The sequence below is a fragment of the Mycobacterium botniense genome, assembly GCF_010723305.1.
Lineage (GTDB): Bacteria > Actinomycetota > Actinomycetes > Mycobacteriales > Mycobacteriaceae > Mycobacterium > Mycobacterium botniense.
On the sequence record NZ_BLKW01000004.1, the window covers coordinates 1,995,210 to 2,009,162 of the forward strand.

Annotated in this window: 8 protein-coding genes; all 8 read right to left on the reverse strand. The window is 67.4% G+C overall.

The window, feature by feature from the left end:
• Positions 1-76 precede the first annotated feature (76 nt).
• Positions 77-1,846 (reverse strand): serine/threonine-protein kinase, encoded by a 1,770-nt coding sequence (locus G6N08_RS19180; protein ID WP_246216815.1) that lies wholly within the window; start codon positions 1,844-1,846, stop codon positions 77-79.
• 36 nt (positions 1,847-1,882) lie between these two features.
• Positions 1,883-2,950: a metal-dependent hydrolase family protein gene (locus G6N08_RS19185; protein ID WP_163760078.1), complete on the reverse strand. Its 1,068-nt coding sequence runs from the start codon at positions 2,948-2,950 to the stop codon at positions 1,883-1,885.
• Between the two features lie 7 nt (positions 2,951-2,957).
• Positions 2,958-4,481, reverse strand: coding sequence for a signal recognition particle protein (ffh, locus tag G6N08_RS19190; RefSeq protein ID WP_163760081.1), 1,524 nt, complete (start codon positions 4,479-4,481; stop codon positions 2,958-2,960).
• Between the two features lie 57 nt (positions 4,482-4,538).
• Entirely contained in the window at positions 4,539-7,025 is a 2,487-nt protein-coding gene (locus tag G6N08_RS19195; RefSeq protein ID WP_163760085.1) for a [protein-PII] uridylyltransferase, read from the reverse strand.
• A 31-nt stretch (positions 7,026-7,056) separates the two neighbouring features.
• On the reverse strand, positions 7,057-7,359 hold the full coding sequence (locus G6N08_RS19200) for a P-II family nitrogen regulator (RefSeq protein WP_246216876.1): 303 nt from the start codon (positions 7,357-7,359) through the stop codon (positions 7,057-7,059).
• Positions 7,247-8,776, reverse strand: coding sequence for an ammonium transporter (locus tag G6N08_RS19205; protein ID WP_174813311.1), 1,530 nt, complete (start codon positions 8,774-8,776; stop codon positions 7,247-7,249). Before G6N08_RS19205 ends, G6N08_RS19200 begins: the two co-directional genes overlap by 113 nt.
• Before the next feature lie 134 nt (positions 8,777-8,910).
• The gene (ftsY, locus tag G6N08_RS19210; RefSeq protein ID WP_163760092.1) at positions 8,911-10,206 is read right to left on the reverse strand and encodes a signal recognition particle-docking protein FtsY; all 1,296 of its coding nucleotides are present in this window, start codon (positions 10,204-10,206) and stop codon (positions 8,911-8,913) included.
• A 95-nt stretch (positions 10,207-10,301) separates the two neighbouring features.
• Complete coding sequence (smc, locus tag G6N08_RS19215; protein WP_163760095.1) at positions 10,302-13,904, reverse strand: chromosome segregation protein SMC; 3,603 nt, start codon at positions 13,902-13,904, stop codon at positions 10,302-10,304.
• Between the last annotated feature and the right edge of the window lie 49 nt (positions 13,905-13,953).

The following is a 13,953-nucleotide window of genomic DNA, read 5'->3' on the forward strand; positions in this document are numbered from 1 at the left end:
GCAATGCTGACACACGTGTGTTCACGCCACGCCGACGGGAAACGTTCCGACCCATCCACCGACCCGGAAGCGCCGGTCAGCGAGTCGGCGTCGGTTCCGGGATCTGGGCAGACGGCGCACCCGGGGCGGGCAGCAGGGTCCGGGGGGGCGGTGCCGCGGGAGCGTCGGGTGCCGGCGGGGCGGGCACGCTGACATCCGCCGGCACATCGCCGGTTCGCGCTGCTACCGCGGGGATCACGAACTGCGCTCCCTGTTGACCACATTCATCGGTCTGCACGGTGAGGGTCATCACCCCGCGCATCGGGCCGTGGCGTTGCGGTTGCAACGACAACACCTGCCGGGTGATTTCGCTGTCGGGTGTGCCACCGGCGCCGACGCAGGGGAACGGCACCGTGTCCGGCCGGGACTGCCAGGCTCCGTCACGAAAGTCCAGCACCAGCGGTTTATCTCCGCCCGAGGTGCTCGCCGTGCGATGGTCTTTGTCGTCAAGCATGATTCCGGTGGCCACGCATCCTGTCGCTGTGCAGACCGCACGAAAAGCCCACCAGGTGCTCACATCGGGTGGCTGCGGATCAGGAGTGTCGTTGAACGTCTGCTGTGAGCGGTTGACATCTAACCGGTACAAGCCATCGAGGAGCTGTTGGGGCGAAGGCTCGGCAGGGAGGCTGGACGTCGGCACCGCGCGCGGAGCCGAAAGGTGCATCGGCCCCGTCGGGCTCGCCGCCCGGCTCGACGGTGCGCGGGCCTCGCGCATCGCCCCGGCACCGACCGCAAGTACGCCGACCAGCACGACCAGCGCTGCGCCGACCGCCGCCCCGAGCAGCACCCAGGGCCATCTGCGCAGCCCCGGCCCCGCCCGCTGCCGGCCCGGCTCCGGTTCAGCGCCGCGACGCTGCGACTCCGCCGATGACGGGGCGGGGCCGCCCGGCTCCCCCCGCACCTCGGTCACCGCATCGTCGGGGTAGTCGAGGACCGGCAGGAATGCCTCCGGGCCGCGATCCGCGACCCAAACGCTGGTCCGGGCGCTGAGCGCGTCGGCGAACTCCCGGCATTGGGAGAATCGGTCAACGGGGTCTTTGGCCAGTGCGGTGGCCATGACGCCGTCAAGCGGCGCAAGGCCCGGGCGCCGGTCGCTGAGCTGTGGCGGCGCCACGTTCAGATGCTGGGTGATGACGGCGACCGGGTCGGTGCCCTGAAACGGCGGTGCGCCGGTGAACAGATGAAACGCGGTGGCGGCCAACCCGTATTGGTCGGCGCTGCCGTCAAGGTCCAAACCCCTCAATTGCTCGGGTGCGGCGTAAGCGACCGCTCCGGGCGGGGGAACCTGCGGGATTGAGCAGAAGTTATCAAGACGGCGTGCTATTCCGAAGTCGGTCAAGACAATCCGTGGTTCACCCGCGCTGGGATCGGTCAGCAAGATATTGGCGGGTTTGACGGATCGGTGCAGGAGTCCGCGGTAGTGGGCGTAATCGAGTGCGTTGGCGACAGCTGCCACGATCGTCAGTACCTCGCCCGCAGGCATGCCGGATGGAAACCGTTCTCGCACAAGCTGCTCAGCGTTGGTGCCGTCGACGTAATCCATCGAGAACCACAGCTGGCCGTGAAACTCGCCGTGGTCGTACACCGGCACGATGTGCGGGTGGTACAGCGTGGCCGAAATTTCGGTGTCGCGCATGAACCGCTGACGAAATTCGCTGTCGGCAGTCAGCGCCGGGTGGAGGACCTTCAAGGCGACACTACGCGGCGGCCCCGGACTCTGAGCAAGGTAAACCTCACCCATGTCGCCGGAGCCCAGCTGTCGCGTAATGGTGTATCCAGCAAACGTCGCCCCGCTGGCCAACGGCACCCACCGATCCTAACCGCCGCCGCTGCGGCGCGCAGATCAAAACGGCTGCCCGCGCAGCACCACCAGGTCGGGTCGGCTCAGTACCCCGGGTCCCCGCCTGGGATCCTCGGTGTAGCACACCAAGTCGGCGGCCGCGCCGTGGTCTAAACCCGGTCGCCCCAACCAGCGGCGGGCGTCCCAGCATGCCGCACCAAGGGCTTCGGTAGGGCTCATACCGATCCCCTTGAGCGCCTCCACCTCGTCGGCGATCCGCCCGTGCGCAACCATGGTGCCGGCGTCGGTGCCGGCGTACACCCGCACCCCCGCATCCCACGCCGCGGCCATGCGTCGGTGGCACTGGGCGTACAAGTCGCGCATGTGAGCCGCATAGGTGGGGAAACGGGTTGCCGAGTCGGCGATGCCCGGGAAGTTTTCGATGTTGATCAGGGTGGGAACTAACGCGGTGTCATGCTCGAGCATCAACGCAATGGTGTCCTCGGTGAGGCCGGTGCCGTGCTCGATACAGTCAATGCCGGCGCTGATCAGGCCGGGCAGCGCGTCTTCACCGAAAACATGCGCCGTGACGCGAGCGCCGTGGGCGTGTGCGGCGTCGATTGCCGCCTTGAGGATGTCATCAGACCACAGGGGGGCGAGGTCGCCGATCTGCCGGTCGATCCAGTCGCCGACGAGTTTTACCCATCCGTCGCCCCGGAGCGCCTGCTCGGCCACCACCTGCGGGAGTTGCGCTTCGTCGTCGAGTTCAATCGCGAAATTGCGCGTGTACCGCCGAGGTCTTGCCAGGTGCCGGCCGGCCCGGATGATGCGCGGCAGGTCGGCGCGGCCGTCGAGGCTGCGGGTGTCAGTTGGTGAACCACAGTCACGCAGCAGCAGCGCCCCCACGTCGCGTTCGGTGGCGGCCTGGGCGGCCGCCTCGTCCAGCTCGATGGCGCCGTGCTCCCCTAGCCCCACATGACAGTGCGCGTCGACCAATCCGGGCAGGATCCAGCCGCCGTCAAAGATCGTCTGCGCGCCCGCAACCGGTTCCGCGCTGATCTGCCCCCCGACGATCCACAGCTCAACTTCGGCTTCCTCGGGCAGCGTTAAACCGCGCAGATGACAGTGCACGGTGCGGCTAGTTTTTGCCCGGGAACTTCAGCGTGGACAGATCGACATCGGCCAGCCCGGGCGGCAGCTCATCGAGGCCTTGGGGGAGATGCGACAGGTCGGGAAATCCGGCTGGGAGCGGGCCGCGTGTCTTCGGTGGTGTCGGCCCGCGCTTTTTGCCTTTCTTGCCTTTGCCGCCCTTGCGGGTCGAGCGTTTGCGGCTGATCCCGGGAAAGCCCAGGCCTCCCATCATCGACGACATCATCTTGCGAGCCTCGAAGAAGCGGTCGACCAGTTGATTGACCTCGGCCACGGTCACGCCCGAGCCGTTGGCGATCCGCAATCGCCGCGAGGCGTTGATGATCTTCGGGTCGGCCCGCTCCTGCGGGGTCATGCCGCGGATGATGGCTTGCAGCCGGTCGAGCTGCTTGTCGTCGATGGCGGCCAGCGCCTCTTTCATCTGGCCCGCCCCCGGCAACATCCCCAACAGGTTGCCGATCGGCCCCATCTTGCGGATGGCCACCATCTGCTCGAGAAAATCCTCCAGCGTGAGCTCACCCGAACCGATCTTGGCGGCCGCGGCCTCGGCCTGCTGGGCGTCGAAGACCTGCTCGGCCTGCTCGATCAGGCTCAGCACATCACCCATGCCCAGGATGCGGCTGGCCATCCGATCGGGGTGGAAGATGTCGAAGTCGTCGAGTTTTTCTCCGGTAGAAGCGAAAAGAATTGGGACACCAGTTACTTCGCGCACCGACAGCGCCGCGCCGCCGCGGGCGTCGCCGTCGAGCTTGGTCAGCGCCACCCCGGTGAAGCCGACACCTTCGCGGAACGCCTCAGCGGTGGCGACGGCGTCCTGCCCGATCATCGCGTCCAGCACAAACAGCACTTCATCAGGGTCGAGGGCATCCCGGATGGCGGCGGCCTGGGCCATCATCTCCTCGTCGACGCCCAGCCGCCCAGCGGTGTCGACGATGAGAACGTCGAACAGTTTGGCCCTGGCCTCTGCGAGCCCCGCCGAGGCGACGGCCACCGGATCACCGGGACCAGCCTCGGCGGAGGCACCGGGATGCGGGGCGAACACCGGCACACCTGCCCGCTCGCCGACGATCTTCAACTGGTCCACCGCTGCGGGCCGCTGCAGGTCGGCGGCGACCAGCAGCGGCGTATGCCCTTGCCCGCGAAGCCACTTGGCAAGTTTGCCGGCCAACGTGGTTTTCCCTGATCCTTGCAGGCCGGCCAGCATCACCACGGTCGGCGGTGTCTTGGCAAACGCCAACTGGCGGGTCTGGCCGCCGAGGATGGTGACGAGTTCGTCGTTGACGATCTTGACGATCTGTTGCGCCGGATTGAGCGCGCGGGACACCTCGGCGCCCTTGGCGCGGTCTTTGACCCGTCCGATGAACGTCCGCACCACCGGAAGCGAAACGTCAGCCTCCAGCAATGCCAGCCGGATCTCGCGGGCGGTGGCGTCGATATCGGCATCCGTCAACCGACCCTTGCCGCGCAGCCCCTGCAGGGCTGCGGTCAACCGGTCAGACAGCGATTCAAACACGTCGCCAGCCTAGCGGGGCCGCGGTGTGCACCGGACACGCGATGCGGCGTAGCGAAGCTAACCGGCAGGCCGGCCGGCGCTCAACACCGCCAGCAGCTCCCGCTCCACCGCTGCCCGCCGGCCGGTGCCGGGTTCACCAGTGGTTTCGCCGGCAGCGGAGCCGCCCGGCATCACCACGCAGAACACGTCGTCGACCGTCGACCCGACCGTGGTGGCTCTCGCCCAGACGATATCCGCGCCGACGCTTTCCAGCACCCCGGTGAGCAGCGCAAGTAGGCCGGTCTTGTCCGGGGCGCGGATTTCAAGGATGAACTGACCGGGCGCGGTGCCGCGGTACCAGAGAATCCGCGGCGGCGCGCCGAAGTCGGTGACCGGCACCCCGGTAACCAGCTCACCGGGCGGCTGAGATGCCGGGGCGCCGGCCTCGGCATGTCGCTGTCGGAGCATGCCCAGCACATCGAGGTTACCGTCGAGCGCACTGACGAACTGTTGACGCAGAAGTTCGGCCGCGGGCGGAGGACCGAAATGCGGTGACACCAGAAACTCGTTGATCGCGGCGCCCCGGTGGACGTTCACGGTGGCCGAGTGCACCCGCAGTGAATTCACAGCCAGCACACCGGCTTCCTTCGACAGCAATCCCCGCCTGTCAGGGGCAATCATGATGACCCGGTAGATACGCGGACTGTTACCCTGCCTGATCTCGACGTGCACCGCGTGGTCACTGGCGAGCGAGAGATAGTCGGGGTCAATCGGGTCAGGGCGCGGCAGCGGCTCCCCGGCCATCACCATCCGGCAACGGCGCACCAGATCACCGACCAGCGATGCTTTCCAGTCGCCCCACACCCCAGGGCCAGTGGCCAGTGCATCGGCCTCGGTCATCGCGTGCAGCACGTCGAGCAGCACCGGATCCCCACCGACGGCCTTTGTGACGGTCGCAATGGTCTGCGGGTCGTTCAGGTCGCGCCGAGTGGCCGTTTCGATGAGCAGCAAATGATGGCGGACAAGTTGCGACAGCATCTCGATGTCCGTGGGCCACATGCCGAGGCGAGTCCCGATCTGAGTGGCCAACTCGGCACCGATCACACAATGATCAGCGCCCCGGCCCTTGCCGATGTCATGCAGCAGCGCACCGAGCACCAGCAAATCAGGTCGCGCCACCCGCGTCATCAAAGAGCTTGCACGAACCGCGGTCTCGACCAGATGACGATCAACAGTCCAGGTGTGGACGACATCGCGGGGCGGTAAATCGCGAACCGCCCCCCATTCCGGGAAGAGCCGGCCCCACAAGCCCACACGGTCAAGGGACTCGATCGTCGCCACCGCGCTCGGACCGGCGCTCAGCAAAACCAGCAAGTCGTCAAAAGCATCCTTGGGCCACGGAGCGCGCAATTCGGGTGCGGTATCGGCCAGCAGGTTCAGCGTCGGGCCTGCGATGGGCACTCCCGCGACGGCCGATGCAGCGGCTACTCGCAGCAGCAGAGCGGGATCGCGCGTGGGCTGAGCGCCGCGGGCCAGCACCACTTCCCCCGCGCATTCAACGACGCCGTCGTCCAGCGGTCGACGTCGCCGCGGAAGCAACGCCGACATGCCGCGCCGCGGCAGCGAATTGGCGGCGGTCCGCAGCCCGGTGTCGACGTGATAGCTGATGGTCCTCGCGGCGTCAGACAGCACCCGCGCCAGCTCGAACCTGTCGCCGAGCCGCAGAGCGGCACTGATCTCGTCTGCGAATTGCGCAGACAACACGTCACGTCCACGACCGGAAACACGGCGCAATTCGGTGCGCACCTCAAGCAGTGCCTGATAGGCGCTGTCTACCGAACCAGCCGGGACGCCCGGGTTGCGGCCCGACTGGCGATCAGCCAGTTGAGCGAGAGCCAGCCCCTCGAGCAACTGGACGTCACGCATACCGCCGCGCCCAAGTTTCAGGTCAGGTTCAGCACGGTGCGCTATGTCGCCGCTGCGGCGCCAACGGGCATGCGTAGCCGCCACGAGTTCGCCGAATCGGGAACGGATTCCGCTTCTCCACTGCCGCCTGACTCCATCGATCAGGAGCGCAGACAGCCGCGCGTCGCCGACGATGTGGCGTGCCTCCAGCATGGCCAGACCCGACGAGATGTCCGCAGCAGCGACCTGCAGTGCCTCGCCGACGGTGCGCACACAGTGGTCGAGGCGAATGTTGGCATCCCATAGCGGATACCAGAGCAGATTTGCGACCCGGCCGACGACGTCGGCGGGCATCTCGTCGTGTAACAGCATGAGGTCCAGGTCCGAGTGCGGCAGCAGCTCCCGGCGGCCCAGCGAGCCGGTTGCGACGATCGCGAAACCGCTGTTAGCCGTGATCCCGATCTCAGCCGCTTTTGTCGTCAACCACAGCTCATGCAGATCCTGCCATATCTTTCGCAGCGCGGTTGAATCCAGTTGGTGTGGGCCGAGCAGAAGAAGCTGGCTGCGAGCCGCGACCAAATCTGTTGCCGATCGGTACTTCTCATCGGCCGGACCCTCCCACCGAGGGTCTCGGACAAGGCCTGGCGGTGGTGTCCTCATGCTATGCAGACCGGATCAGGGCCTAGCGGTGTCATAAGGCGTCGGATCCGCGCTCGCCGGTGCGCACCCGCACAACGGTTTCCACCGAGCTGACCCACACTTTGCCGTCGCCGATCTTCCCAGTGCGCGCAGCGCGGACGATGCCTTCGACGACCTTGTCGGCAATGGGATCCTCGACGAGGACTTCGATGCGGACCTTCGGAACGAAGTCGACCGAATACTCAGCGCCCCGGTAGACTTCCGTGTGACCCCTCTGGCGCCCATAACCCTGGACTTCGCTGACTGTCATCCCCAAGACTCCCGCCTCCTCGAGGCTGGTCTTGATGTCGTCCAGCGTGAACGGCTTCACGATCGCGGTGATCAGCTTCATTTCTTCTCTCCTCCAAGCTGTGACGAGCAACAGCCGAACCGCTAACGACCGCGAAGTCGTAGGCGTTCTCAGCATGCTGAGCCTCATCGATGCCGAAGACTTCGTCCTCGCCGCGTAGACGCAGCCCGATAGCGAATTTGATGATCAGAGCCAAGATAGCGGTGATGACCGCCGAATATGCGAGAACGCTGAAGGCGCCGATCGTTTGCCGTCCCAATTGGGCGAAGCCGCCGCCGTACAACAACCCGGGGGAGACACCGGCGACGCCGGCGATGGCGGTGGTCTGCGGGGCGGCGAGCAGGCCCACCAGGAGGGTGCCCGCCAGGCCGCCGAACAGGTGCACTCCTACCACGTCGAGCGAATCATCAAATCCCAAGCGGTATTTCAGGCCTACCGCCACCGCGCACACCACACCGGCGGCCACACCGATCACCAATGCGCCCACGACGTTGACCGAGGAGCACGAGGGTGTGATGGCGACCAGTCCGGCAACGATGCCAGACGCTGCTCCCAGCGACGTCGCGTGTCCGTCACGGACGCGTTCGGTGAGCAGCCAGCCGAGCATGGCGGCGGCTGTCGCCACGGTGGTGGTCATAAATGTCGACCCGGCAGCGCCGTTGGCACTGGTGGCCGACCCGGCGTTAAAGCCGTACCAGCCGAACCACAGCAGCCCCGCCCCCAGCATAACGAAAGGCAAATTGTGCGGCCGCATCGGCGTCTTGGGCCAGCCTTGCCGCCTGCCGAGAATAATCGCCAGAATCAGACCGGCCGTCCCAGCGTTGATGTGGACCGCGGTACCGCCGGCGAAATCGATTGCATGCAGCTTGTTGATGATCCATCCGCCGTGCGCTGCGGCAAACTTGTCGGCCGCAAACACCCAGTGGGCGATCGGGAAGTAGACGAACGTCGCCCACAGACCGGCGAAGAGCACCCAGCTGCTGAACTTCATCCGGTCTGCCACCGCACCGGAGATCAGCGCAACGGTGATAATCGCGAACATCAGCTGGAATGCAACGTAGACGACGTGAGGTACTGTGCCCGCCAGCGGGATTCGTACCGCTTCGGTGTGGGTGCTTGGATCCGCAGCGACGGCGTTGATCCCGATGAGACCCTTCAACCCCCAGTATTGAGTTGGCTTGCCGGCGATGTTGCCGACATCGTCGCCGAACGCCAGCGAGTAGCCGTAGAGCACCCACAGCACCGTCACGACGCCCATTGCGCTGATACTCATCATCATCATGTTCAGCACGCTCTTGGCGCGGACCATCCCGCCGTAGAAGAAGGCCAGACCGGGGGTCATCAGCAGCACAAGCGCAGCGCTCGCCAACATCCAGGCGGTGTCGCCGGTATTGGGCACACCCAGGGTCGGGAACTGGTCCACTCGACATCACCTCCGGTCGGCGCTTCCCAGCCGCCAAATATGACCAATGACCTTGCCAGACAATGCGCGAAAGTTGTTGCACCATTAGTGCCTTAACGTTTCGGCAACGTTACGTGATGCTCACCGTGAGGCGATCAGCCCAGCAGCGCGTCGACGAACGCGGCCGGCTCGAACGGTGCGAGGTCGTCAGGGCCCTCACCGAGTCCCACTAATTTCACCGGGACCCCGAGCTCCTGTTGGACGCGAAAAACAATGCCTCCCTTTGCTGTTCCGTCCAGCTTTGTGAGAACCGCGCCGGTGATGTCGACGACGTCGGCGAACACCCGGGCCTGTGCCAGCCCGTTTTGGCCGATGGTGGCGTCGAGCACCAACAGCACCTCATCGACGGCGGCACGCCGGGTCACCACACGTTTGACTTTGCCCAGTTCGTCCATCAGCCCGGTTTTGGTGTGGAGCCGCCCGGCGGTGTCGATGACGACGACGTCCGCGCCCGTGGCGATGCCCTTGTCGACCGCGTCGAACGCCACCGAGGCCGGGTCCGCGCCCTCGGCGCCGCGCACCACCTCGGCACCCACCCGGGTCGCCCAGGACTGCAATTGGTCGGCCGCTGCAGCGCGAAACGTGTCGGCGGCACCGAGTACCACACGGCGACCGTCGGCCACCAGCACGCGCGCCAGCTTGCCCACGGTGGTGGTTTTGCCCGTTCCGTTGACGCCGACGACCAACAGCACCGACGGGCGATCAGGGTGTGGCAGCGCGTGCAGGGCGCGGTCCAAATCGGGCCGCAGCTCGGCGGTCAAGACCTCGCGCAGCACCGCGCGGGCGTCGGCTTCGGTCCGTACCGCGCCTCCGGCGAGCCGGCTCCGCAGCCGCGAGATCACCGACGCTGTGGCCGCCGGACCCAGATCAGCGGCCAACAGGGTGTCCTCAACCTCCTGCCAGGAGTCCTCGTCGAGGTCACCGCCGCCGAGCAGCCCCAGCATGCTGCGCCCCAACGCGGTCTGTGATTTGGCGAGCCGCCCGCGCAGCCGTCGCAGCCGGCCTTCGGGTGGCGCGATGGTGCTGCGGTCTGGTGCGACCGGTTCGACCGGCGCCGGTGCGCGGGGTTGGGTGCGCGTCGGCGTGGCGGTATCAGTCGGCGGGTCATCCTCGTCGGCGGGGGGCGTGACCGTAGCATGCGGCCCGGCGGCACCGTCGCCGCCGAGCCCGGTGGTGTCACTTCGCTCAGCCGGCTCGACCGGGGGTGCCGCCGTGCCCAAAGTGATACCTGAGGACGCGATGTATCTGGCGGGGCGCTCGCGTGTGCCGGTCCGCTGGGCAGCCGACAGGCTGATCCGCCGCCGCCGGTAAAGCAGCAGACCCACGGCCAGTGCGGTCATGACGGCCAGGATGGCGACGACAGCGAGGGCGATCCACAGACCTTCCGGCACGCCAACATTGTTCCAGGCACAGCACACCGCGCCGTGCGCCCCCGGGTCAGCCAGCTGCGGCACGACGCCCCGCTCGAGGCCGCAGCATCACGGCGTTAACCGGCGGCGCTGACCAGCTGGCCCACCTGCTCACCACGCAGGCGCTGCGAGATCACCGTCGTGATGCCGTCGTCACGCATGGTCACCCCATACAGGGTGTCGGCAACCTCCATCGTCGGCTTCTGATGGGTGATGATGATGATCTGCGACTGGGCGCGCAGCTGTTGGAGCAGGCCGAGTAGCCGATGCAGGTTGACGTCGTCCAGCGCCGCTTCCACCTCGTCCATCACGTAGAACGGCGAGGGGCGGGCCCGGAAGATCGCCACCAGCATCGCCACTGCTGTGAGCGCCTTCTCACCACCCGAGAGCAGCGACAGCCGTTTGATCTTCTTGCCGGGTGGCCGGGCCTCGACCTCGATGCCGGTGGTGAGCATGTCGTCGGGATCGGTCAGCCGCAGCCGGCCCTCCCCGCCGGGAAACAGCGCGGCGAATACCTCGCGGAACTCGCGTTCCACGTCGGCGAACGCCTCGGAAAACACCTGCAGGATCCGAGCGTCCACGTCGGCGACGACGTTCAACAGATCTTTGCGGGCGGCCTTGACGTCCTCGAGCTGGGTGGCCAGGAAGTTGTAGCGCTCCTCCAGCGCGGCGAACTCCTCCAGCGCCAGTGGATTGACCCTGCCCAGTTCGGCCAGCTCACGCTCGGCCCGTTTGGCCCGCCGTTCCTGGGTGGTCCGGTCAAAAGGCATCGGCGCTGGTGGCCTCACCTGCTCGCCGCGCTCGCGCGCCTGCTCATATTCGGCGATTTCGAGTTCGGTCGGCGGCAGCGGAACCTGGGGGCCGTATTCGGCAATGAGGTCCGACGGGGACATCCCAAACTGCTCGAGGACCATCTGTTCGAGTTGCTCGATACGCAGCGCTGCCTGTGCTTTGGCCACCTCGTCGCGGTGCAGTGACTCGGTCAGAGCCCCGATCCGGGCGTTCAGCCTGCTGACTTCGTCACGGACCGCCGCCATCGCTGTTGACCGCTGGTGCCGTTCTGCGGCCAGCGCATCGCGCTTGGCCGACGCCGCCGCGACGATGTGCTCTAGCCGCTGCGCGAGCCGGCCTCCGCACTCGGCCACCGCGGCAGCAACCGAGGCCGCGTGCTCTCGCGCGGCACGAGCCTGCTGAGCGCGCAGCCGTGCTTCACGCTCGGCCGAGGCTGCCCGGCGCAGCGAATCCGCGCGCCCGCGAACGGCGTTGGCGCGTTCTTCGGCGGTGCGCAGCGCCAGCCGGGCTTCCACCTCGGCGACCCGGGCAGCCTCGGCCGCCGCGATGATCTCCTGCCGGTCGATCGGCTCGACCGCGACGTGTTGCGTGTGTTCGGCGGTGCGCAGCCGGGTCTCAAGCTCACCGAGCTCCTCGAGGGTCTGGGCCCGTCCGGCCTCCAGTTCCTCACGCTGCCGCAGCAACCTGCGCCACTCCTCCGCGGCGACGCGAGCCTCTTGACCCAGTCGTCCCAGCTGCTCATAGATCGCTGAAATGGCGGCGTCGGACTCGTTGAGCGCCGCCAGGGCCTGCTCAGCGGCGTCTTGACGCGCGGCCCGCTCGGTGAGCGCCCCCGACAGCGCCGCACTCAGTTGAGCTGCCCGCGCCTCGGCGGCGGCCAGCTCGGCACGGGCCTTTTCGACCTCGCTCGTCAGCTCCAATGTGGAGGGCTTACGGTCGGAGCCGCCGCTCACCCATCCGGCACCTACCAGGTCGCCCTCCACGGTGACAGCGCGCAGCTGCGGTTGGGCGGCGACAAGGTCCAATGCTTCAGCGAGGTCGCCCACGACCACGACGCCGGAGAGCATCGCGGTCATTGCGCCGCGCAACCGCGCCGGCGTCTCGATCAGGTCCAGCGCCCATCGGGCTCCCTGGGGCAGTGGGTATGTCGCAGGCGCGGGGTCGTCGGCGGCCGGCCAGTCACCCAGCACGATGGCGGCGCGTCCCCCGTCAGCTTCCTTGAGCGCGGTGACGGCGGAGCGGGCCGCACCCAGACTCTCCGCGGCCAGTGCGTCGGCCGCCGCTCCCAATACCGCGGCCAGCGCCGTCTCATACCCCGGGTGCACCTTGACCAGGTTTGCAATCGATCCGAAAAGCCCTGCACCGCTATGGTTTTCCGTGAGCCAGGCGGCGCCGTCCCTGCGCTCGAGCCCCACCGACAGCGCGTCGATGCGGGCTCTCAGCGAAGCCACCTGACGTTCGGCGCCCCGCTCGGCGGACTGCAGCTCGGCCACCCGTTCGTCGGCGAGCCGCAGTGCCGCCACCGTGCGTTCGTGCTGCTCGTCGAGTCCGACTTCGCTCTGATCGAGCTCACCAACCCGGCCTTGCACGATTTCGAACTCGGCCTGGGCCTGCTGTGCGCGGGCCGCGGCCTCCTCGATCTGCCCAGAGAGCCGACCGATGCTCTCATCGATCGATTCCACCCGCGCCCGCACGGTCTCCACCTGGCCGGCCAGCCGAGCCAGCCCCTCACGCCGATCAGCTTCCGCCCGCACCGCCGCCATGTGCGCCCGCTCAGCCTCGGCCGCGCGGTGCTCCCGCTCCGCCAGTTCCGCGCGGGCGGCCTCCAAGCGGGCTCTGGCGGCGGCGACTTCCGCCAACAGCTGCTTTTCCTGGGCCGCGACCTGCTGGGCCTCGGCGTCCAGCGCCTCCGGGTCGGGGCCGGCCGCCACGGCCGGTTCGACGTCGAGATGCTGCGCGCGCTCGCTGGCGATGCGGACGGTGGCGGTCACGCGTTCGGCCAGCGCGGAGAGCCGAAACCAGGTCTGCTGCACGGCCTCGGTCTGTTCGGAGAGACTATCCACCGCCGTCTCGTGCGCGGCCAGCTCCTGGGATGCCGCCGCTAACCGGGCCGCCGCCTCATCGTGCTCGCGGCGCAGCGCCGCTTCGGCGTCATGTGTCGCGTCCAGTTCGGCCCGCCGGGTGACCAGATCGTCAGCGGCCAGACGCAGCCGGGCATCGCGCAAGTCGGCCTGAATAGTCGCCGCGCGCCGGGCGACTTCGGCTTGGCGGCCCAGCGGTTTGAGCTGGCGGCGCAGTTCGGTGGTCAGGTCGGTGAGCCGGGCGAGGTTTGCTGACATCGCGTCGAGCTTGCGCAGCGCTTTTTCCTTGCGCTTGCGGTGCTTGAGCACTCCGGCCGCTTCTTCGATGAACGCGCGGCGGTCCTCGGGTCGTGACTGCAGGATTTCCTCGAGTTTGCCCTGCCCGACGATGACATGCATCTCCCGGCCGATCCCCGAGTCGCTGAGCAGCTCCTGGATGTCCATCAAACGACAGCCGGTGCCGTTGATTTCGTATTCACTGGCACCGTCACGGAACATCCGGCGGGTGATCGAAACCTCGGAGTACTCGATCGGCAGCGCGTTATCGGAATTGTCGATGGTCACGGTCACCTCGGCCCGGCCCAGCGGTGGGCGTGATGAGGTGCCGGCGAAGATGACGTCCTCCATCTTGCCGCCACGCAGCGTCTTGGCGCCCTGCTCGCCCATCACCCACGCCAGCGCGTCCACCACGTTGGATTTGCCTGAGCCGTTGGGGCCGACCACGGCGGTGATACCCGGCTCGAAGCGCAGAGTCGTCGGCGCGGCGAACGACTTGAAGCCCTTCAGCGTCAGACTCTTGAGATACACGACCCGCCAGACTACCGCCGCTGACGCGGCGACGATGCGCGACGCGCAC